21 protein-coding genes and 1 pseudogene are annotated in these 20,135 nt (G+C 59.4%); 10 read left to right on the top strand and 12 right to left on the bottom strand.

The window, feature by feature from the left end; genetic code table 11:
* Positions 1 to 154 precede the first annotated feature (154 nt).
* The 5 genes from NKI25_RS30285 (at position 155) to NKI25_RS30265 (ending at position 5,587) form a co-directional block, all read left to right on the top strand.
* Entirely contained in the window at positions 155 to 409 is a 255-nt protein-coding gene (locus tag NKI25_RS30285) for a DUF982 domain-containing protein (protein WP_352595415.1), read from the top strand.
* Between the two features lie 480 nt (positions 410 to 889).
* Positions 890 to 1,135: a DUF982 domain-containing protein gene (locus NKI25_RS30280; RefSeq protein WP_352473718.1), complete on the top strand. Its 246-nt coding sequence runs from the start codon at positions 890 to 892 to the stop codon at positions 1,133 to 1,135.
* Positions 1,136 to 1,143: 8 nt separating this feature from the next.
* Complete coding sequence (locus tag NKI25_RS30275; protein WP_352625651.1) at positions 1,144 to 1,383, top strand: DUF982 domain-containing protein; 240 nt, start codon at positions 1,144 to 1,146, stop codon at positions 1,381 to 1,383.
* 536 nt (positions 1,384 to 1,919) lie between these two features.
* A complete protein-coding gene (ligD, locus tag NKI25_RS30270) occupies positions 1,920 to 3,818 on the top strand; it encodes a DNA ligase D (protein WP_353000194.1) in 1,899 nt (632 codons plus the stop codon).
* Between the two features lie 107 nt (positions 3,819 to 3,925).
* Entirely contained in the window at positions 3,926 to 5,587 is a 1,662-nt protein-coding gene (locus tag NKI25_RS30265) for a DNA polymerase/3'-5' exonuclease PolX (RefSeq protein WP_353000192.1), read from the top strand.
* Positions 5,588 to 5,608: 21 nt separating this feature from the next.
* Here the strand turns inward: NKI25_RS30265 and NKI25_RS30260 are convergent, their stop codons facing one another.
* Both NKI25_RS30260 and NKI25_RS30255 read right to left on the bottom strand, forming a co-directional pair.
* The gene (locus NKI25_RS30260) at positions 5,609 to 6,247 is read right to left on the bottom strand and encodes a hypothetical protein (protein WP_352594637.1); all 639 of its coding nucleotides are present in this window, start codon (positions 6,245 to 6,247) and stop codon (positions 5,609 to 5,611) included.
* Between the two features lie 687 nt (positions 6,248 to 6,934).
* Positions 6,935 to 7,228: a hypothetical protein gene (locus tag NKI25_RS30255; protein ID WP_352625738.1), complete on the bottom strand. Its 294-nt coding sequence runs from the start codon at positions 7,226 to 7,228 to the stop codon at positions 6,935 to 6,937.
* Positions 7,229 to 7,881: 653 nt separating this feature from the next.
* Here NKI25_RS30255 and NKI25_RS30250 point away from each other — a divergent pair.
* Positions 7,882 to 8,079 (top strand): hypothetical protein, encoded by a 198-nt coding sequence (locus NKI25_RS30250; protein WP_352594633.1) that lies wholly within the window; start codon positions 7,882 to 7,884, stop codon positions 8,077 to 8,079.
* A 675-nt stretch (positions 8,080 to 8,754) separates the two neighbouring features.
* Here NKI25_RS30250 and NKI25_RS30245 read toward each other — a convergent pair.
* Positions 8,755 to 9,108: a hypothetical protein gene (locus NKI25_RS30245; RefSeq protein ID WP_353000190.1), complete on the bottom strand. Its 354-nt coding sequence runs from the start codon at positions 9,106 to 9,108 to the stop codon at positions 8,755 to 8,757.
* A gap of 175 nt (positions 9,109 to 9,283) precedes the next feature.
* Here NKI25_RS30245 and NKI25_RS30240 point away from each other — a divergent pair, with 175 nt between their 5' ends.
* Both NKI25_RS30240 and NKI25_RS30235 read left to right on the top strand, forming a co-directional pair.
* Positions 9,284 to 9,586 (top strand): hypothetical protein, encoded by a 303-nt coding sequence (locus NKI25_RS30240; protein ID WP_353000189.1) that lies wholly within the window; start codon positions 9,284 to 9,286, stop codon positions 9,584 to 9,586.
* Positions 9,573 to 9,761: a hypothetical protein gene (locus NKI25_RS30235; RefSeq protein WP_352643653.1), complete on the top strand. Its 189-nt coding sequence runs from the start codon at positions 9,573 to 9,575 to the stop codon at positions 9,759 to 9,761. Before NKI25_RS30240 ends, NKI25_RS30235 begins: the two co-directional genes overlap by 14 nt.
* A 313-nt stretch (positions 9,762 to 10,074) precedes the next feature.
* Here the strand turns inward: NKI25_RS30235 and NKI25_RS30230 are convergent, their stop codons facing one another.
* Positions 10,075 to 10,512 carry a KTSC domain-containing protein gene (locus NKI25_RS30230; protein ID WP_352643340.1) on the bottom strand — a complete coding sequence of 146 codons (438 nt, stop codon included), beginning with the start codon at positions 10,510 to 10,512 and terminating at the stop codon, positions 10,075 to 10,077.
* Between the two features lie 282 nt (positions 10,513 to 10,794).
* Here NKI25_RS30230 and NKI25_RS30225 point away from each other — a divergent pair, with 282 nt between their 5' ends.
* Entirely contained in the window at positions 10,795 to 11,304 is a 510-nt protein-coding gene (locus NKI25_RS30225; protein WP_352594625.1) for a ferritin-like domain-containing protein, read from the top strand.
* A gap of 472 nt (positions 11,305 to 11,776) precedes the next feature.
* Positions 11,777 to 13,309 carry a hypothetical protein gene (locus NKI25_RS30220; protein WP_353000188.1) on the top strand — a complete coding sequence of 511 codons (1,533 nt, stop codon included), beginning with the start codon at positions 11,777 to 11,779 and terminating at the stop codon, positions 13,307 to 13,309.
* A gap of 929 nt (positions 13,310 to 14,238) precedes the next feature.
* On the opposite strand, the gene NKI25_RS30215 is transcribed toward NKI25_RS30220, so the two are convergent.
* From NKI25_RS30215 to NKI25_RS30180, 8 genes and pseudogenes are all read right to left on the bottom strand, one after another.
* The gene (locus NKI25_RS30215) at positions 14,239 to 14,394 is read right to left on the bottom strand and encodes a hypothetical protein (protein ID WP_352594621.1); all 156 of its coding nucleotides are present in this window, start codon (positions 14,392 to 14,394) and stop codon (positions 14,239 to 14,241) included.
* 395 nt (positions 14,395 to 14,789) lie between these two features.
* Positions 14,790 to 15,173, bottom strand: coding sequence for a hypothetical protein (locus NKI25_RS30210; protein WP_352594619.1), 384 nt, complete (start codon positions 15,171 to 15,173; stop codon positions 14,790 to 14,792).
* A 438-nt stretch (positions 15,174 to 15,611) separates the two neighbouring features.
* Entirely contained in the window at positions 15,612 to 16,382 is a 771-nt protein-coding gene (locus NKI25_RS30205) for a hypothetical protein (RefSeq protein WP_352624911.1), read from the bottom strand.
* Positions 16,379 to 17,257: a hypothetical protein gene (locus NKI25_RS30200; RefSeq protein WP_352643330.1), complete on the bottom strand. Its 879-nt coding sequence runs from the start codon at positions 17,255 to 17,257 to the stop codon at positions 16,379 to 16,381. The genes NKI25_RS30205 and NKI25_RS30200 overlap by 4 nt, the downstream gene beginning before the upstream one ends.
* On the bottom strand, positions 17,254 to 17,649 hold the full coding sequence (locus tag NKI25_RS30195; protein ID WP_352594613.1) for a phage holin family protein: 396 nt from the start codon (positions 17,647 to 17,649) through the stop codon (positions 17,254 to 17,256). Before NKI25_RS30195 ends, NKI25_RS30200 begins: the two co-directional genes overlap by 4 nt.
* A gap of 4 nt (positions 17,650 to 17,653) precedes the next feature.
* Positions 17,654 to 18,001 carry a hypothetical protein gene (locus NKI25_RS30190; RefSeq protein WP_352594611.1) on the bottom strand — a complete coding sequence of 116 codons (348 nt, stop codon included), beginning with the start codon at positions 17,999 to 18,001 and terminating at the stop codon, positions 17,654 to 17,656.
* 241 nt (positions 18,002 to 18,242) lie between these two features.
* Positions 18,243 to 18,805 (bottom strand): annotated as a pseudogene (locus tag NKI25_RS30185) (transposase); the annotation flags it as partial.
* 62 nt (positions 18,806 to 18,867) lie between these two features.
* Complete coding sequence (locus tag NKI25_RS30180) at positions 18,868 to 19,917, bottom strand: YihY/virulence factor BrkB family protein (protein ID WP_352594607.1); 1,050 nt, start codon at positions 19,915 to 19,917, stop codon at positions 18,868 to 18,870.
* Positions 19,918 to 20,135: the final 218 nt, after the last annotated feature.

Below are 20,135 nucleotides of genomic sequence, written 5' to 3'. Positions count from 1 at the left end.
GTGGCATCGCAACGGAAGCGCGCCGTCCTGCGCTAGTTAGAGGTAATCCGCAATTACCTTCGCAGGATGCTAAATCTGCCTGTAGAACCGGAGCTGCCGGCTGAGCAAAAGTATTTACTGGAGGAACTTGATCGGGCCGACAAAGAGTGACCGCATGGCTCTCCACTGGTTCAACCCTCCGGTCCCCGTCAAGACCGAGCGTCCCGGGATCATCCGCAATGTCAACAACGCCGAGGCAGCCGGCGAGGAGCTTATGAAGTGGACCAAGCGTGGCCCTTGGTGGGACCTCGCGGTGCGGGTTTGCATGGCCGTGATTTTCGACGAGATGGAACCTGAGGAGGCCCGCAAGGCATTCCTGGCTGCTGCAAAAGAGGAGGGGACATTACTCCCCCCAATGACGACTAGCTAAATTGGATGGGGTACAAGGTTCTATGTGTCTCTGACCAACACCGCCCTCGCGAAAGGAGCCCGCCGCCAAGCATGGAGATGAGAGGCGACGAACCCCCGCCCACAGCGGCTGCACATCCACGAAGATCGACCGCTGCAAGCTCTAAACCCGCGAGGGCCTACATCGTTCCTTAGCTGCGGCTAAAGCGGGGTTGGTCAGCGGGCTCTTCCCGCTCTAAGTTCCCTCTTATGGGTCCCCTCTGGTTCGCTCCCCCGGTCTACGTGAAGACGAAACGTCCGGGCATTCGCAATGGGGTCAGCCACGTCGAGGGAGCCGCCGAGGAACTCCTGGCATGGGACACAAAGGGCCCGAGGTGGACGAAGGCGGTCCAATCCTGCGTCGACGCGTTCGAGGGCAGGATGTCCCCCATGAGGTCCGTGAAGCCTTTGAGGTGGCTGCCAAGGAGGCCAACGTGTATCTCTCCCCTGAGTAGGAGGTATCATGGCGCCCATCTGGTTCGTCCCTCCGGTGTTCGTGAAGACTGAAACCGGTGTCAGGCATGGCTGCAACAACGCGAAGGAAGCCCTTGAGCAGCTCAAGATGTGGACCCGGCGAGGGCCTCGCTGGCATAAGGCGGTGACCCTCTGCCTGTCAGCCTTGGAGGGCGATTCGATTGACCCCCACATAATACGAAAGGCCTTTGAGGCTGCCGCTAAGGAGGCCAACGTGTATCTCTCCCCTGAGTAGGAGTTGTCGTGGCAACCCATTGGTTCTCCCCTCCGGTGTACGTCAAGACCGACCGACCTGGGGTCACCTACGGGTGCAACAACGTCGAGGGTGCCGCCGAGGAACTCATGAAGTGGACCAAGATGGGACCTAAGTGGAGGAAGGCTGTGCAACTGTGCGCCGACGCCTTTCAGGACCGTGTGACTCCGGAAGAGGTCCGTCAGGCTTTCGAGGCTGCTGCCAAGGAGGAGGGGGTGCTGCGTGAGTAGCAGGCCGGTGCCCATGGCTATGTTGGGAAGGACCGTTAGGCTGTCTAATGCTGACCAAGTCCGCGCTGCTCGAAATAGACCCGGATACGAGAGCATTCACTCTGGTCGGCGCATTTATGGCCATTTTGCACTTCTTGAAACTGGCATCGGAGCTGCTCTGGGCGAGGTAGTTGGCCTCAATGGGGCACGTCGAGTAATCATCAATCGAAACATGGGGTTCGACGAGAAGATCAAAACCGTACGCACAGGGGACCGGAACCGGAATGTCAGGCTTCTAAAGCCGATGGCAGAAACCGGATACGCTGTGGCGGCATTTGAGGGCCCGTTCCTGCTCTTGATTATTGCCTGTGAGCTGTGTGCGAAAATCGGGAATGGAAGGGCCGGAGGCAGGAAGCACGGCCTCAGGCCGAGGCGCTAACCAAGCGGGTCGGCAATGATCGCGAAAAGCTCAACACGGCCCCAGCGAAACTAAAGAAGTAGTCGCGCGTTGGACGGCGGATAACGCTGTTTCGTCTCTGAGTATGGTTTAGGTCAGGGTGGTCAAGCCAACGTCGCGTAAGGCAATCAATGCGTCGAGCGCTAGTCAAGCGAAGTCGCCCGCTCGTGACGAGGTCACTTTAGCGCCGCCCGCTTTCCGGCCGGTCCAGCTCGCAACGCTCGTGGACACGGTCCCTGCCGGCGATCGTTGGATCCATGAAATGAAATACGACGGCTATCGTATTCTCGTTGCCGTCGGCGGAGGCGAGGCGCGAGCCTACACACGATCTGGTCTGGACTGGTCTAGCCGTTTTCCCTCGGTCCTCTCCGAGGCTCGCAAGCTCAAGGTGCGCTCCGCCCTGATTGACGGCGAGGCCGTGGTTGTCGATGCGGAAGGAAGATCTAACTTCCAAGCGCTTCAAAATGCATTGAAGGGTGCCCCGGCGACTATCGACTTTTATGCGTTCGATCTGCTGCAGCTCGACGGCGAAGATCTGACAAGGCTTCCTCTTGTTGAGCGCAAGGCGAAGCTGGAGGCGATCTTGCCTGCGAAAAATCCGGTCCTTCGTTACTCCGACCATATCCTCGGCCGCGGAGAAGAGCTGCTCGATCGCTTCTGCGCTGCCGGCCTTGAGGGCGTCATCTCAAAGCTCGCGGATTCGAGTTATGTGGCGGCCCGCGGCGCAAGCTGGCTGAAGATCAAATGCATCAGGCGGCAGGAATTTGTGATTGTCGGCTGGACGCCGTCCGACAAGGTCCGCGCGTTTCGGTCCTTGATCCTTGGCGTTCATGACCGCGGCAAGCTGCGTTACGCCGGGAAAGTCGGCACCGGCTTCGATACCGCTGAACTTCTTCGTCTCTTGAAGATCCTGGCGCCGCTTGAGCAGAAGGCCGCCACCGTCGACGCACCACGCGCCGAAGTGCGCGGCGCACACTGGCTCCGTCCGAAACTGGTCGCTGAGATTGCCTTCACCGAAATGACAAATGAAGGGACGTTACGACATCCGAGCTATCTTGGTCTCCGTGAAGACAAGAAGCCGGAGGCGGTCGTGCTCGAGACGGAACGTCATGCAGCCGATCTCGCCGCGTCTGCGACAACCGCCATCGCGATAAGTAACCGTGACCGCGTCATCTATCCGGAGTCCAACATCACCAAGGGACAGCTTGCCGACCATTACGCAGCGGTCGCGGCGATCATGCTTCCTTGGGTTGGCAGCCGGCCGATCAGTCTGGTTCGATGCCCACAGGGCCGCGCGAAGAAGTGCTTCTTCCAAAAACACGACGCCGGCAGCTTTGGCGACAAAGTCCACCACGTCGGCATCACGGAGAAGGACGGGCACGAGGAACCATATCTCTATGTCGACGATGCCGACGGACTCATGACTTGCGTCCAGATGGGAACGATCGAGCTGCATGGATGGGGGGCTCGGATCGAGGATGTCGAAAAGGCCGACCGCCTCGTGTTCGACCTCGACCCCGATGAAGGCCTCGATTTTGAGGCCGTCCGCGCCGCTGCCTTTCAGTTCCGCGCTATCCTTAAATCTCTGGGGCTTACGACTTTCCCGATGCTGACGGGAGGCAAAGGAGTGCACGTCATCGCGCCCCTCACCCCTGGCGCCGAGTGGCCAGAGGTGAAGGACTTCGCGTCTCGCCTGGCGCAGGCGGTCGCCCAGAGCGATCCGGCCCATTTCACGGCTGTGTTGTCAAAGGCGCGCCGCAAGGGTCGCATCTTTGTGGACTATCTACGCAATCAGCGCGGGGCGACCGCGATCATGCCCTACAGCGCAAGATCACGTCCGGGCGCTCCTGTCGCGGCACCGATCACGTGGGCGGAGATGAAGACAATAGATGCGCCCTCTCATTTCCACGTGGGCGATGCTCCTGAATTAAAGAAACGCGCAGCCTCCAAAGCTCTGGCGGGATGGGGTCGCGCTGACCAATCCTTGCCCAATCTGTAGCGTCCGACGCGGGAAGAGGCAGTAAAGCCGGGATTTAAAGGACAACGCGGCGCTCATGGTCTTGCCTGATTGGAACCTGCGGAGATCGGCCTCGTTGGGCTGAAGCCATGGCAAAAAGCGATCCGAGGACCGTCGCCAGTCTTTTGAGGGAATACGCGCAACGGGCGTCTATGCGCGGCGACAATCCCTATCGCACAAAGGCATACTTGCGCGCGGCAGACAGTCTGACGGCGCTGTCGCAGCCGCTTGATCGGATCATCGCTGCCGGCGCCCTCACCAAGATCCCGGGGATCGGTGACGCGATCGCAGACATCGTGACCAAGCTTTACCAAACCGGCACGCACCCAAGCCTTGAGAAGCTGCGCGAGGATGTTCCAGCGGGCGTGATGGAGCTGTTTGCCATACCCGGGCTTCGTCCCGATAAGATACTGAAGCTTCATCAGGCGCTCGGCGTGAACTCGCTGGCGGAGCTCGAGGCCGCAGCAAGAGAAGACCGCATCCGCCCAGTCGAAGGCCTCGGCGCCGCGCTTCAGACAAAGCTGCTGCAGAACCTGGCCATCGTGCGAAGCGGCGAAACGCAACTTCACCTGCACAAGGCCGCCGCTCTTCTCCACCATGCGGTCATATCGGTAAAGCAACAGCATCCAGAGTTTTCGCGCGTGGAAATTGCAGGTGACTTCCGACGCGGTTGCGAGCTCGTTTCCGACTTCGCCCTGGTAGCACAGGCCAGAAAGTCGACTGGAATCGAGGATACGACCCTCAGGCTTGTTGTCACGGACAGGAAGCACTTTGGCGCGAGCCTGCTCGAAGCAACCGGTTCGGCAGACCACCTTGAGCAACTGAAGACGTTCGCGGCCGACAAGGGATTCACCCTAAACGCCGACGGGCTCCATCGCGGGAGAAAGCTGATCGCGTCAGCGACAGAAGAAGAAATCTACCAAGCTCTAGACTTGCAGTTTATCGAACCTGAATTGCGCGAAGGCAGGGACGAGATTGAGCGAGCGGCAAAGCAGAAGCTACCCGCCCTCATTCGGGATGAAGATCTGCATGGCATCCTGCATTCTCACACGACCGCATCCGATGGCACCGAAACGCTTGAGGCAATGGCTGAAGCCACGCGTAGGCGCGGTTTCGAATACTATGGTGTCGCCGATCATTCGCAGTCCGCTCACTACGCAGGCGGCCTTTCGTTGCAGGAGATTGCTGAACAGCACCGCGAAGCTGACCGGCTGAACAAGGCATACAATGGAAAATTTCGCATATTGAAGGGCATCGAGGCGGACATCCTGGCGGATGGCTCGCTCGATTACCCGAATCATATCTTGGAGCAGTTCGATTTCGTCGTCGCGAGCGTGCACAGCCGCTTCAAGTTGCCCAAGAAGGAACAGACGGAGCGTATCATTGAGGCGATCGGAAATCCTCGGACGACAATCATCGGGCACATGACCGGTCGCCAGCTGTTGCGCCGGCCCGGTTATGATCTCGACGTCGACAAAGTCCTCAAAGCGTGTGCGAAACACGGCGTCGCTGTCGAAATCAACGCACATCCGTGGCGACTCGACCTCGACTGGCGCTGGCATCAAAAGGCACTCGATCAGGGCTGCATCTTCAGCATCAATCCGGACGCTCATTCGATCCGCGAGCTCGACCACATGCATTGGGGTGTCGAGATGGCGCGCAAGGGCGGTGTTCCTGCGAAGCGGGTCCTGAACGCGATGCGTTTGACGGCCCTTCTTGCGCATCTCGCACGGCGCAGGCAAACGTCCTAAACTGCTTGTGCGCCCGGCCTATCAGCGCAGGAGTCCGTCATTCTCAAAATCTTCCCAGCCGCGCAAACTGGAGTGCGCGTTCTCGTCGGGGCCGTAGCCAGTTGAAGCTGCAGTTCCGCGACCGCTTCTTTGAGCACGTTTCATAGCGGCCTTCCCCGCGGCTCGCCGCCTGTTCTCTGCAGCTGTCGCTGCGTCCTGTTCGCGCCAGACCGTAACCAGGTCGCGGTCAAGCACATCCTCCACGTGCTCCGGGTCGAACACGTGAAAGGTGATGTTCCTTGCCCGCCCGCGGAGTTTCACGGTTTTCGTCCCGGCGCTCTGCAAGCGACCATCTTTCAGCCAGCGGTGCCGTTCGGCCGTCGAGATCGTCAGAATGTCCTCGATTTCACGGGGGATTACGGGCAGGTCTTCGATATTCTGCAGTGCTTTGGATACGATCCCGAATACCACCTGCACATCATTCTCGGCGCCCTCAGACAGGCGCAGGGTAAGCACGCGGGACTCGATATTGAGCAATTTCCTGAACTCCGTTGGAAGGCGGGCGCGTATTTCGAGAAAAATACCCCTCGCTCTGACGGACGATCCAAACGTTGCAGCCGGGGTTAAAGGCCACTCTCCAATCAGCTTCGCTGTTGCATTGATTTTTCGGCGCGTGGACATGCCCCTTTATATAGGTCACCGATTGTCGGCAGCGACGAGCCGATCGCAAAGCCAACATGAGTTCTAATCCGCCAGCGGTCTGAACCACGATGCACTAAAGGCGCAACCACGATTGTTAGCGGGGCCGCTTGCAACTTCGGCTAACAGGAAGCGGCAGAGTTAATCTCAAAGTGCGATATCAGGCGCGTTGCCGCCTGGCGGCTTTTTGGGGGCCGCAACCTGACCGTCCGTGATTGGGAGCCACATGACTAAAGCAGCTGTTCGGCTATTGAGTCTTGACAGGCGTCCTAGGCACCCGCGGCGTTCGAATTCAATCGCAAATCCCGCGTCGATCGCGCTTCGCGCAATGAGATCCCCAAGTTCCCAATCCGTGAGGTCGCAAAGCGGAAATATTACAGCGTGGCTAACCTCGGATATCGAAATGCACGGCCTGCCGACATTGTCGATCAGGTAACGGACAAACGTCCGACAGGTGGGCATCTGCGCGAGCGCAGGCATATATGGCCTACGAATGGAGCCGTGGTTCTACGACATCGGCTGTTTTTGCATCGAAAGCGACGGGCACACCGTGAATTATGGATGCCGCCGCCAATAGCTCCTCCTGGAGAGGACATAGGCTTCGGCGGCTCTTTCAACCGTGACGGTGTGAAAAGTGTTAGTGATGTGAGTTCCTCCCTGAAACCCAAATCAACACGATTTATGGCACCAATTCGGCCGCCTGCAAGAGTTTGTCCGATTCCGAACAGTTAGGCGGAGGCGAGGCCGAAGTGACTTTGCTCCTCGTCGCCGTAGGCACCATGTGTGAGTTGTATCATTCCAACCGGTCGACAATTGTGATCTCGCCGCGCCTGGCGTGAACCAGCCCCCGATACTCAGCATTTGGAGGGCGGTGGTAACGCCCGGGCGCCGAGTGCCAACCATGGTCGCCAGAAACTCATGCGTCAGGTAAATCTTGTTTCCTTCGACCCGGTCTTGGACCATCAGCAACCAGCGGGCCAGCCGCTCCTCGATTTTTGAGTGGCCGTTGACCAGTGCCGTCCGGGACGACTGGATGAGGAACGCGTGGGCATAGCGAAGCAGTGACTCGCGAAGGGATTGGTCTCTGCAATCGCAAGGGGAAGAGCTTCAACCGGGAGGATCCAGCCATTACCTGCGACTTGGATAGGACTTAATGTCTATTTTAGACAGTCGCCGCGACCTAACTTTTGATAACAGGTCAGGGTCGCGGGATGCCGAGCTGCTTGAAATACCGAGTTACCTCCGGATGCTCGCGATCGTCCCGCCTCAACCGCGCAAGCGCGTCATCATCCCCGACGAGCGCCATAGCCAAACCAGGAGCGTTATTCTCCACGGAGCACCGGGCATTGTCTGGTTGTGAAGACGGTGCTTGATCACCAGCCGCCTGAGTGTGTCTTCGCTTACGTTGTAGTCGTACCTGAACAGATCAATGGCCCTCTGGACCGTGATCGCCTCTGCCGTGGGATGTAGAGCGGCCGAAGCCGTTCGCCTCTTTCCGGCGCTGTTTTGACAGGGCGCGCATTGATTCGGCCCATCGCGCTTTTCTGGCCCGATATCAGGGAACGATATCGCCCCCCATGTATTAGAAACCTATGGACACTACGGAACCCCACGGGATGGCGGCCGATCTTTTGACATCGGAAGTTGCCAATGCCAGGCAGCGCATCCACCGGACTGAGGTCGCGCTTCAACGCACTGAAGAAATGCTGGCCGAAAATCTCGCGCTGTGCAGCAGGATACGAACTGCGGTCGAGGCCGCAGACCGCTTGGTGAAGATCGATCCCCCGAGCTTTGAAGGACGTCGCGCGGGTTGAACTGGGCCGGCGTTTCATTCGTCGCGACCTTCAGGCCACCGGCGCCACGACTCGCGCTCAAGCACGGGGGCAACCAGGTCGACAGACGGCGAGCGCGGCTCATCGTGCGGCCTGGTGCTCGGCGAGGAACCTGTCATACGCAGCTTGTCGATGAGGCCTACTTTGATCAATCGCAGGCCGTTCATGAGTTCCGCCGTTTTACAGGTCTGACACCCACGGAATTTTGGGAGCTGGCGAGACGGTCCGCTCACTTCTACGAGTTGAGATCGCCGACTTTGGCTCGCAGCAGTCAGTTAGTGGGTTGAGCCCGCCGGGCAAATCGGCGGAAGCTCCGTTCCTCCGGAACCACTGCAAAGCCGGCCGCAACGATCAACCCCGAAAACGTTTGTCCGATGTAGGGGGTCGAATCGCTCTAGCGCTATCGGCAATACGGCGCGTCGATCGAAATCACCTGTTAGCCTCTCCTCTGAGCGCGGCTGCAGCTCCCTTCAGGCAAGATGCGCGAGCAGACGGATATCTATCTGACCCAAAGCAAACAGAAGCCGCATGCGCAAAGGTTCCTGGACTGATGCTCGGCTGGCGGCAACTTGCTCGCCAGCCGAGTGAGTTCAGGCGGTGGTCAGGGGAGGCTGGCCAGCCACACGCTGGTGATCCCAACCTGTGCCGATGTGCCAATCAGCAACCTTCGTCGGTCTTTTTCACCTGGCCTGGCGCGGCGGTGTTGGCTGTCGTGTCCTGCTGACCAGGCGCCGCCTGCTGAGCGCTGCCAGTCTGCTGGCCGGGCGCGCAGTCTCTGGCCGAGTTCGGATTTGTGGTGCCGCTGGTGGTGGTCGTGTCGGTGCCTTGATCGCCGGACATGTTGGTCCCGCTGCTCGTCGTGCCGGTGCCCTGATCCGTCGTGCTGGGCATGGTCGTCGTGGTCGAGGTTCCGCTCGTTGAGGTTCCGCTCGAAGTTCCGCTGGTCGTCTGGGCAAAGGAAAGCCCGGCCGACATCGCCAGCACGGCCGAAGCCAAAAGGATGCGTTTCATCTTCTTTCTCCTGTCTGAATGCGCGGGGTGCGCTGGCAAATCCAACAGGCAGACAGAAGGAGTGTTCCCCGATCAAGTTCAACTTTTGTAACTCTGGTCGTAGGTCAGCCTTAGGATGGCTGGCGTATATTAGAAGCCTCTTGAAGAAGACACTGCCCGCACCAGAATCCATGGCATGGCTCGGGGAATAGGCATTGGTGACCAGGTGGCGATTACGGCCAGGGTTCTGACGCGGGTAACAGAGGACCGCGTAAGGGTCTCGATCCCAGGTTACGACTTCCCACATTCCATCATCGATCACACCAAGGTGAACCGAGGCCAGCAAATCGACCTAAAAGGCGAGGTCACGCGCATCGACGAGAACACTGTGACGATCGACCTCGGGCCATTGGTCACGGTCGACCGTGAGAAGGTCCGGTTGGTGGAGAAGTATCGGCCGCCAAAACGACCAAAGGCACTTGCAGATGCCCCGGATTAGAACCGACAACATCGCGACCGGCTATGAGGGCAGGCCGCATGACGGGCCGGTAGAGGACGAGTCGAAGCACATGGTCTACTGCCCAGTCTGCGGCCAAACGTTCGACGCGCGCGATCTTGGACAGGTGTTCCACCACGCTGAGCCGCAGCACGAGCCGCTTCCGGTCGAGCAATAGTCCAGCTAGTTGAGCTCCGGCAGACCGACGTTGAGACCCTTCAGCGCGCCACCGACGTACGTTGGATGAGAAAAGGGTGCTGCGTGCACCGCGCCTTCCCCGCGCGCCGATGTTCCACCTGGACCGCAAAAAAGTCCCGCCGCACTGCCAGAACGGCGGGACCGATCAAACGCTTTGCACCAGGCGGGGGGATGCGGGGGGTTGGGCTTGCCAAGTGAGCGCGGACCGTAACCAACCCTAAGCGCAACAGCGGCAACGCGTCCACCAACCGCCGGTTGGAGCGACAGGACGATTGAGCCGCCGGCAGGTCAGGTCATCCCGGGTCGCTATCGCTCGCAACCACACGGTAGCGGAAATTGTTGCGGATCTGGTCGTTGAAATAGCGGCCCTTGGCGAACGCGGCCCGGAACGCGGCAAAGGTTTCCGGCGGTACCCCCTCAAACTCGTACCGCTTGCCGCTGGCGACGAACCACACCGAGAGGGTCCTTCTATCCAGATCATATTCCATCTTGCGGATCGATGTGGAGGGCATGACGGCGGCTCGATTCGAAAACCAATCAACGAGCGGAGAGGCCGTCGCGTTCCTTGTGACTGCGGTGGTGCGGTGAGGCACAAGGCTCAATGCGGAGCGCCAGCCGCCGCGATAAGCGCCTCGTCGAGAATCCACTTCAGCTTCGCCGAGCGCTGGTAGCTTCATCTGCTTGCCGTTCTTACTTGCCAGGAACGACATGCAGCGGTCGCAGTATGCCATGCGGGGACCTTCAATATGTCGCCGTATGTCGCCGCGTCGGATGGCCAGGAAGCGGCCAGTGCCAGTTGGACTTTGTAATGGAGCGGCGCAGCGGCGAGCGTCCACGGGCCGTTTTCCTTGCGCCGGTCTTCCGCGATCTTGGCGTTTCCCACGCATCGCTGCAGGATTTTCGCGAGGTGAATTGAGACCTGCCACGACTGTCAAGAGCCGTTCGGCGGGCTCTGCTCCGGAACAATGTCCTCTTCTGAAAGTTTTTTCCTTAGGCCGCAAAGGAGATTCGAAATGTCAGAAAGCCGCGAATGGTTTGTCCAATGGCTTAGAGATGCTCATGCCATGGAAGAGCAGGCCGAAACGATGTTGAACGGGCAGTTGAGCCGTATCGAGAATTATCCCGAACTGAGCGACCGGATCCGACAGCACCTCGACGAAACGAAGCAGCAGGCTGCCCGGCTGAAGACCTGTCTCGATCAGATGGACGAGGGTTCATCCACGATGAAGGACGCTGGCGGTAAGCTGACGGCGATGGCGCAATCGCTGAGCGGCGTCTTCGCCGGAGACGAGGTGATGAAAGGATCGCTGGCGAGCTACACGTTCGAGCACATGGAAATCGCCTCCTACACGATCCTGATCGCCGCTGCTCGATCGCTCGGCGAAACCGAGGTCCTTCGGGCTTGCGAAGAGAATCTGCGAGAGGAAGTCGCGATGGCGGATTGGCTGAAAAGCCATCTTCCCTCCACGACCGAGCAGTTCCTTGCGCGGGCCGAAGCGGACAGCGACAGCGCCAAGCGGTGAGCGGGTGGGAACGTAGGATCGTGAACTGGGTGATGGGGATTCGTCCGCTAGCGAGTCCCCTTCGTGAACGCTGGGCGACGAACAAGGCTGACTGTAGCAGGCGGTCGTCGAGCTGCATTTCGAGAAATTGCTACGACGAGCGACTTGCGGCGTAAAGCGTTCGTCTGCGCAAGCCTGGTCAAATACGCATGGCAATAGCCAGATCGGAAGGGCTAGCGCCGCGCTCGGCGAGATCAAGCTCGAATGGGCGTGTTAAAACGTTCGGAACGAGGTCGCGAGCGGAGATGCCCGAGAAAATGACTGAGCAGTTGCGTGGGCGGGCACCGATGAATGCCAAGCCGGATCGGAGAAAGTTCGTCCCGAGCGCGGACAGAGGGCGCCAGCGACGGGCAGAGGTCCCTGTCAGCCCAGCCCAACCAGGGAACTTACATGGAAAACTGGCGTTAATATCGCGCAATGCGGGAGCGTGCAGATGTTTTTGCTCGCAAAAGATACAATTAAGTTCAGCATTCTTGTGGCGCTTTCGGCCATATTCGTCGATGCGTCCATCGCGCACGGCCTGCTTTGGGAGAATGATCCATACTGGACCTATTGGATAACCAAGACTTTCCTGATCGCAACCGTCTTTCTATTTGGTACGGCTTTTCTCGGCATCGGGATCATTCCAGGCTTGGTCCTGACGGCGGTCCACACGCTCATTCTGGAGATTTACTATCAATGGCTTGCGCCCGTGGGGCTGCCGCAGGAACCCGAATGGCTCGACTTCAATCACCTGTGGATTACCGGCGTGCCGGTGCACTTCTTAGCGATCCTAGGTGGTTATCTGATGGCGCTGTGGCTTTGGCGGCGAAACCATGTTGTTGCTGAGACCGAACGTGGGGAGACGTGGCGGTTCGTTGTCTACGGGCTCGTTACTGCTGTGATCATCGTTGCGGCAGACTGTGTTTTGACCCAGACGGTGCTATTGCGCGACTTCCCAGGCATCACCTTCTTCGTCCAGCACCTTTTGATCAGCTTCGTTTTTGTCTGTGTCTGGACTGCTTACGCCGGTGCCGGCCGGCTGGGCTGGACCATCGGCGCGCTCATGCTCGCCTTCGTCTGGACCACTTACAGCATGTATCTGGGCCCACGTGGCCTGCCGCTCGATCAGCCTCATTATTCCGGCTACAGGGATCTTTGGTGGCTGTCGTTTCCAGGCGGTTTCGTTTCGGCACTTATCGGCTGGTGGGTCGGCGGTTGGCTGATGAAGAAGCGACGGGTAATCGGCCTGGCTGGGATCGGCACGCTAGCCGTCCTGCTGGGTGTCCCTGCCGAACCTGCCCACGCTCAATCGAGGGGCACCGACGGTTTGATCGCAACCGCACGGGCTTCAGGCGAGGGCATGCGGGTGACCGGGGCCGATCCGTACGCAATGAACAGCACCGTGCCTATGAACGGCACCATTGCAATCCAAACCGTGGAAATGGGCAACCGCTGGTCGCACGTTCAGAACACGGATGGTTTGCGAGTCTCGGCCGGGTTCACCTCCGGCGACGTCGCCTATACGGTCAGCATTGACAAGCCAATGCCGCGCCACCCGCTCGGAAAATATACGACATGGTCAGGCGTAGCGTATGAACACGAGATGCACGGCAACACTGGCATCGGCACGGGCAAGCTGCCGAAGGTACGGCCGGAAATCGCCCTTTGGGGCTGGGCACAGGTGAGCCGCAACGGGGAAGTGATCGCACGAGAAGCTCCTGCCCATGTCATGGTGATGACGAAGGGCCCCATCAAAGGCGTAATGCTCGAAATCGACACGGAGGACCAAGGCCTAATCGCAGAGCCGGATGGGTATATCAACGTAATGTGGCCGAAGGTCGAGGCGCTTCAAATGCCCGAGGGGCAGGAGCGGATACGACAGATCATCGGCTGGATCGCAATCGTCGGTTTCGTTGTCCTCTTCGGGGGCTTGGCCATTGTTGACCGGAACGACGTCTCGCGCGCACGGGCCAAAGAGCTCTGAAAGGTTGCCAAAGGCATTCGGGTCCACGGCGAAGCGCCAGCATCGCCGGCTTGAGCTGCCAGTCGTCGCTCGACCACCGCCGAGCCAAACTGACTTTGCCTTTCATGGATTTTGCCGGACAAGGCGCGCCCGCCGCCATCCAGTTGTCGATTGACTCGTTGTCTCCTCCGCCGAGCTTGGCGCGGGATCCCGATCCGCTCCGGGGCCCAGCCGCGGGTAACCAATTTGTCGTCGCGCACATGCAGCGCCACATCCTGCAGGCTGCGCCCGCTATTGGGGGCGGGACCCTTGATCTGGGCGCAGATTTCCGGCCAGGACTTTTCATGGGAACTATCGGTATTCGAGTGGGCTGATCCGGCTGGGTTGGCTCGACGGCGGCATCGAGCCACGGCTGGTGCCAGGGAAGTTCGACCTCCACATCGAACTCATTCCCTGGCGATCCTCTCACACAGAGCAGACATGCTGGAAGCGATCCCGCGGTCCAATGCTTCGTAACGGTGCTTCGACGAAATTGGAGGCTCGGGGATTCTCGAGTACATCTGCAGTTGGATGTAGCGACCGCCGAGAGCTACGCGGCTTGGAGCGCGGGCGTATCGTCTGTGAAGCGACCGGGTGCGTCGACTGGATCAACTCGCAGGTTTGGAGAAGCTTATGGCTTGGCAACTGCACGGCACGTCACCGGCAAACCGAGACGCGTTCTCTATCAAATACCCGAGCCCCATTCACGGCGAGGTATTCCAGAAGCGTTCCTGAGGGTGGCGTGTGCCGGAATGAAGGGGTACGGGGGCTTCGCGCGAGCCAGTTATCCAATCCCCGCTCAAAAGTCTCTACCAAACATTTTGACCCATCATTGCACACGAAATCGCATGAGGGCGCGCCTGTCCTGCATGAATACTAGGGAACAATTCCGCTCGAGCGGGAGTTCGATCCTATTTCGCCGGCAGGCCCCAGCCGAGGCCGCTCTTGAAGAAATAGACGGTGTCGATCGGGACCGAGGCCTGCTCCAGGTGCGTCCTCAGTCCCAAGTGACGGGCTTCGAGGTGAGGCTGCAGCAACGCCAGATCCGGCGCGCTCAGGCGCCGCAACAGTTCGTTTCCATCTGCGCTGTCTCCCGATCAGGGCGGAAGCGCGATGGTCGCTCATAGCTGACGACGCCCAAACAAATTGTCGACAGTCAGGGAAAGTATACCTAAAAGGCGGGGAGTCTCAAAAAGCTACTATGCTGACCAGAGAATCTCGTCAGTCTGGCGATCATCAAGATGCTGCTAACAAGCAGTCTCCGCCCTGCCGGTCGAAGGTTGCCTTCCCAATCTGGTGTGCGCCTTTTGTCGAAGCCTGGTTCATCCTCTGGGGAAGCCAAGCGAATATCGACGCTGCCTGAAAACTTACGCGCAAGCGCTCCACACTCTCGGGGCGGCGCTTTCTCGATCGCCCAGAGTAGCCAAGCACCCCTTCTCTATCCCATAGTATTCGTCTTCGCCTATTGCTCCGGAACGGCAGAGGTTTGCGGACGATTTCGTGCTGCTTCGGCAATTTCCGGGATGTATTTCGTCGCCGTGCAGCTTCGGTTCACATTGGCGCGTGCGTCGAATACCTCTTTCTCGCAGACCCGCTTGGCGAGCTCGATAGGCACATGAACTGCCAGAGGCACTTCTACCTCGGATATTCCAAGCTCCCTTGCGACCTGCTGTTTCACTTCGTGCCTGCCAAGCGAAACGTCGACGCCGACATCCTCGGCATCTTCGGTTGTCGATGATGCGCCTTGCCCCGGCAGATCTTGCTGCTCGGTCTGAGCAAATGACTGCACGGCAAAGAGTTGCAACGCGAACACGGCGAGCGGCAAAATTCGTTGGAATACTCTCATGCCCGGCTCCTGCAAGTGCCTTTAACAACGGCAAAGTATTTGAAGCGTTCCAGACGCGGGGATGCGCGCGCTCAGCGGCAGTCGAGGCGGGTTTTTTCTGTTGGCGTGGAACACGGTATGGCGACCGTGGTCGCCGACAGCCGACCGTGCTGGCACATCGGAGTGTAGGAAGTTGGCTACCGAGAAAGAAAAACAAGCCAGAGACGTGTCAAACGCTTTCGGCGGTTTCGCTGAAAGCCGTGACCGACCGGCCGACGATCATCATGCTCGAAGGGGTTGACCGCTTTGTCCGATCTTCTCCGCCGTGCGCAACGTCATTGCGCCGTTCGTGGTTCCAGAATATGCAATCCGATGGCTGAACTCGTCGGGACTCGATAAATGTGAGCGCGGCATCATACTTTGCCTTCAGGACGACTGTTTCTCTGCAATGACCTCTGTCTACGCTCTTCCAGTTCGGTCGGTGTCCATCTGCTCATTCAGACGTCGTTGATAGGCAAAGCCGACAGCCGCGGCGACTGCTAAACCTGCGGCCGCCAGAAGGAGTTTGTCCTCGGTATGCTCATCGCCCGATGCGTCTTGAACAGCTAACGAAGCTTCATCGAAGGGTGCGGATGCTCTTGCGGCAGTCTCGCCCTCGTGCGGCCCAACGCCGCTATGGCGGATACCCGCAGCCAGGCGTTCTGTCTTCTCTTTAACAGTTTCCGTGGCCACGCCGGTCAACTCGGCAGCTTCGCGTTTTATTTTACCAGCCGTTTCAAGAGCGAAATCACTGACGCTTTCCGCCAAATCACTAGATTGCTCCTTCAGGCGCTCCTTGGCGTACGATAGGTGATCCACCTGCTGCTCGCCGGGTGGCCGGGCTGAATTGGTCCGCAATAAGCTGAACAATCCCGCTCCGACAAGTGCGGTTGCGATCGGCGGACGGCGGAGGAAACGCCACCCCAAACCGGCCCCAATCGCCAAAGCAGCGCTCGGATTGGCAGCCGCCTTTGCCTTGAGATCGTCAATAATCGCCTGCGCCACCGATTGCATTGAGGCTCTTGCTTTCTCCACTAGCGCATCCTTTGCCTCAAGCGCTTCGTGTTTCAAATCGTCGGTAAACTCGGAGAGCATGTTTGGCGACCGAAGTGTCGACAAATCCTCGGCGAGCTTAGCCCGGGCAGCCTCAACTTCGTATTCAAGATGCTCAAGTTGCGGATCGGCCATCATAAATCTCTCTTGCCACCGGGGCGGGCAGGTTTGCTCGACCGAGGGTTGTCCGACCGCTGCGATTTGGCCGTTATTCCTTCCGAAGGGGTGGCGCTGCCCGGTTGCAGCTTGGCGGTGGATGGACCGCTCGATCCACTTGGGCTTGGCGAAGACGGCTGCACGGGTTCACTTGATTGCTCTTCTGATAAGGCGCTTCCAAAGGCGCCCGCAACGTCCCTTGCGACCTCCTTGAGGCCGTCCGAATTCAGCCCACGTTCCTCGGCTGCGCTCTTGAGCCGTTCGCCCGCCTTTGCTGTCGAAGACTTCAATCGGTCCCCAGCTTTTTCAGCAGCATCCGTCAATCGCTCTCCTACTGGGCCGAGCGTGCGCCTCTCGACATCGCTGGCCGGTAAAGCAGCAGCTATAGCGGCACCGGCTGCGAAGCCGGCCAGGACAAAAGCCAATGGTTGTTCTTCCACCATGCGGCCAATCGTGTCCTGGAACGTTGATTGGGCTTGCTGCACCACGCGCCCTGACTTCTCGGATACGGTGCGACCGGCCTGTTCTGCGTATGCCGCGGCCGATGATGCGTAGTGACTTGCGGTTTCACTCACCTTCTCCCCAATGCCGGCTAAATTGTCGCGCATGGCCTCTGCTGTCTCGCTAGCCTCTTCCTGCGTTTTTGACGCCCCGCCGCTGGCGGTGCGTACGTGCGGAGCATTTTGGCGCCCGTTGGTTCCACGGGATTGCTCGCGATGCCCGGCACTTGAACCGCGGCTGCGCATTAGCAGCGCGCACCCTGCTGCGACGAGCAGAAGGCCTTCGGGATTGTTCCTAGCGGAGCTGAGAAGCCATTCTTTCGTTCCAAAATCCTGGACCTGTGAATTGCGGCTCATGTTAGTTGCTCCTTGGTTGTCGCAATATCCTGCTTTATCTGGCTTATGGAGTGTGTCGGCAGAAGTTCTTTTTGCGCATCAGCGCGGCCCCTATAGTAGGCGAAAGCAGCGGCAGCCGCCGTTGCGGCCGCGACGATCAGACACGACCAGTGCAGAGCTATCCCTAAGCTCGCGATTCCAAGTACGAGGGCTTGCATTAGAAGCAGAGCGGCGACCACTCCCAGCGCGCCAGCAGCAGACATCCACACACCTGCTTGGAGCTTCGTTGAGACGTTGGCGGACAGCTCCGCATGCGCCAGGCGCAACTCTTTCTGAAAGAGGTCCGCGACGTCCGCCAACACTGCCGACAGTGCTTGAGGGAGAGGCGAATTCTTCAGTTGTTCCTGTGCCATCAGATCAGTTCGCTCCCTGCCGCCTTTCCTTGATGGATTCTGGAGCGGGAGGCGCGCTCTTCAGTGTGCGGAATGTCAAAAAACCCGCTACGGCGGCCAGCCCAAACACCAAACCCGGCTTGCGCCTGGCCAAATCGGACGCTGCAAGAACCAGTTGATCGACGGATCTGTCTCGCAGGTCGTCTGCGTATCCATCAAGCCTATTCGCGAAGGTGCGCACGACCCCAGCGACTATCGGTGCATTTGTGTCGAGGTCCTCGGCCGCACGTTTGGTCGAGCTCGCCAGCTGGCCGATCACCTCGGCGCCGCTGCCGACCTGACGGTCCAACATCTCCTTCACCTGATTGGTCACGGTCGACGCGCCACCAGCGGCCGCCCGTTTGGCGGTTCCCGCTGCCCCTTGTGCTATGTCCGACGCTTTGGATAACGCGCCGCTTACGGTCGCTCCTATGTCTTCCGAGGTACCGTCACCAGCTCTTACCGCAGTCGGGGGACGCCGTTCAGAATTCCGGTTGTTCATGGTTTCCTCCATTCGAGGAGCAAACGGAGGTAAGGCCCGTTGGTTCCCAATGAGCGACTGGCTGGGGTGTCCAAGTTGCATTTTCCAACTCGGTGCGCGCATCGCGTGCCTTTGCATTCGGAATGACGAGTAGCTTGCGGGCGAGCGCAATGCGAATCACCATCTTTTCCTTTCCTGCCTGCTTCAACTCTGATGGAAGGCGCCGGGGTGGGGACCATATCTGGCGACGGTGAGCGCGACGAGGGAGAGGCTGGAGCGCGGACCTTCACGGCCGCCGCGCACCGGTCTTCGACCGCTGCGCCTGCCGCTGTCACTGGCGATCGGCGCCAAGCCTACGAGTTTGGCGATGGCCTTATTGGAAAGGGTGCCAATCTCGGGCAACTCGGCCATCAGGAGTATCGGGCGACACCCTTGACCGAACGGAAGACCTAATCGAGACAGGCCCACAGCGGGTCGTCGTCGATTAGCGAGGCGATCTCGCCCTTCAAGTCGGCGGCTCTGACGCTTGAGCAGAACAATGACCTCGTCGAGGCTGGCGAGGGGTTCGGCATCGGCGACGGCGCTTTTGCGTTGCTTCTGGATGGTGAGATCGCCAGTCACCTGGGCAAGCCGGGCGATCAGCGCCTTGAGCCGTTCTGGCCACGCTCCGCGGCGTTGGTTACAGCCGCTTGACCATGGCGTGCAAAGTGATCTGCGCGCTACGCGTTGCGCTCGTCAAAACGCGACTGCTGGTCGGCGGCATCGGCCGATCCGCCCAGCGTGTCGGCGACCGTGGCACCTCGCGCACCCATCGGCTGCTGCGCACCTGTGGTGGTGTCCATCGCTGTCTGATGCTCCATCTCTGAATTTAGCTCCGCACCTACAACCAGGATAATCACAGAAATCCAAGTCCACATCATCAAGCCGATGACTGCCCCAAGGGCTCCATACGTCGCGTTGTAGTTGGCGAAGTTTTCAAGATAGTAGGAGAATCCTATCGAGACTGCGATCCAGACCACAGCCGCGAGGAAGGCGCCCCATGTCGCCCATTTCCACTTTGCCCTTTCACGGCTGGGCCCGTAGCGGTAAATCAGCGTGGTCCCGACGCCAACCATGATGAGCATCATCGGCCACCGAAGGATCCGCACAAGGGCTTCGATCCAGCCGCCGAGGTTCAGCAGCGCAAGCACGGCCGGCACAATCCCCACCGAGACGATAAAGCCGATGCCAATGAGGATGGCGCCAAGTGTGAAGCCCAAGGCCAGGAGATTCAGGTGGATGAAGCCGCGCTTTTCTCTCTCCTCGTAGGCGATGTTCATGGCTTCGAATAGCGTCTTTATGCCGTTACTGGCGCTCCACAGTGTGACGGCAAGGCCGAAGATGAAGCCGAAGCTGAGCGCGCCAGTCTTCTGAGCGGCTAAGGACGCAAGCTGAGATCTGATGATATCCAGACCTCCCGAGGGCAGTACGCCGCCAAGGAACGCAACGTGCTCAGCGATGGTCTGAGGATCGGCGACGAAACCGTAGATGGACACGAAGGCGGCAAGCGCTGGAAAGAGGGCAAGAAGCAGATAGAATGCGGCCCCGGCCGCGATAAGCATAACACGGTCCTCTGTGAGCTCAGCGAAGACCCGCCACAGCACGTCCTTCCAGCCGCGGCCAGGAATCTCTGACGGCCATTCGGCATTGCGTCCGCGGCCCTCCGGGTCGGGCGGCCGCTCAAGTTGCACTTTACCTTCGTAAGGGTCCTCGGTTGTTTTCTTCGACATGGCCGCCGGTCCGGAGCACCTTCGTCGCGGGGAAACGTATAATAGCGCCAAAGGATGCAGGTGCAGACCTGCGCTTGCAAAATAACATCCCGGCTGCAGAAACACTGGCGTCATCCCACTTGGACCTTCGGCTCCCATGCCCATCTGCCGGGGGGATGCGACGGCTGAGCGTGCATGTTGTCGGGACGACGCAGCCTGATCTAAATCCTCATTGCGCT

The sequence above is a fragment of the Mesorhizobium sp. M0808 genome (genome assembly GCF_040320025.1).
Lineage (GTDB): Bacteria > Pseudomonadota > Alphaproteobacteria > Rhizobiales > Rhizobiaceae > Mesorhizobium.
The sequence above is the reverse complement of the archived record's forward strand: the minus strand, read 5'-3'. Positions and strand labels throughout refer to the sequence as shown.

Bases quoted from the DNA above. Each gene is read 5' to 3' on its own strand.
- NKI25_RS30265 (WP_353000192.1), top strand. From the start codon at position 3,926: ATGGCAAAAAGCGATCCGAGGACCGTCGCCAGTCTTTTGAGGGAATAC.
- NKI25_RS30180 (WP_352594607.1), bottom strand. From the start codon at position 19,917: ATGTCGAAGAAAACAACCGAGGACCCTTACGAAGGTAAAGTGCAACTT.
- NKI25_RS30245 (WP_353000190.1), bottom strand. From the start codon at position 9,108: ATGAAACGCATCCTTTTGGCTTCGGCCGTGCTGGCGATGTCGGCCGGG.
- NKI25_RS30225 (WP_352594625.1), top strand. From the start codon at position 10,795: ATGTCAGAAAGCCGCGAATGGTTTGTCCAATGGCTTAGAGATGCTCAT.
- NKI25_RS30205 (WP_352624911.1), bottom strand. From the start codon at position 16,382: ATGATGGCCGATCCGCAACTTGAGCATCTTGAATACGAAGTTGAGGCT.
- NKI25_RS30255 (WP_352625738.1), bottom strand. From the start codon at position 7,228: ATGGTCCAAGACCGGGTCGAAGGAAACAAGATTTACCTGACGCATGAG.
- NKI25_RS30280 (WP_352473718.1), top strand. From the start codon at position 890: ATGGCGCCCATCTGGTTCGTCCCTCCGGTGTTCGTGAAGACTGAAACC.
- NKI25_RS30250 (WP_352594633.1), top strand. From the start codon at position 7,882: ATGGCGGCCGATCTTTTGACATCGGAAGTTGCCAATGCCAGGCAGCGC.
- NKI25_RS30210 (WP_352594619.1), bottom strand. From the start codon at position 15,173: ATGAGAGTATTCCAACGAATTTTGCCGCTCGCCGTGTTCGCGTTGCAA.
- NKI25_RS30235 (WP_352643653.1), top strand. From the start codon at position 9,573: ATGCCCCGGATTAGAACCGACAACATCGCGACCGGCTATGAGGGCAGG.
- NKI25_RS30285 (WP_352595415.1), top strand. From the start codon at position 155: ATGGCTCTCCACTGGTTCAACCCTCCGGTCCCCGTCAAGACCGAGCGT.
- NKI25_RS30230 (WP_352643340.1), bottom strand. From the start codon at position 10,512: ATGGCATACTGCGACCGCTGCATGTCGTTCCTGGCAAGTAAGAACGGC.
- NKI25_RS30260 (WP_352594637.1), bottom strand. From the start codon at position 6,247: ATGTCCACGCGCCGAAAAATCAATGCAACAGCGAAGCTGATTGGAGAG.
- NKI25_RS30200 (WP_352643330.1), bottom strand. From the start codon at position 17,257: ATGAGCCGCAATTCACAGGTCCAGGATTTTGGAACGAAAGAATGGCTT.
- NKI25_RS30220 (WP_353000188.1), top strand. From the start codon at position 11,777: ATGTTTTTGCTCGCAAAAGATACAATTAAGTTCAGCATTCTTGTGGCG.
- NKI25_RS30240 (WP_353000189.1), top strand. From the start codon at position 9,284: ATGGCTCGGGGAATAGGCATTGGTGACCAGGTGGCGATTACGGCCAGG.
- NKI25_RS30195 (WP_352594613.1), bottom strand. From the start codon at position 17,649: ATGGCACAGGAACAACTGAAGAATTCGCCTCTCCCTCAAGCACTGTCG.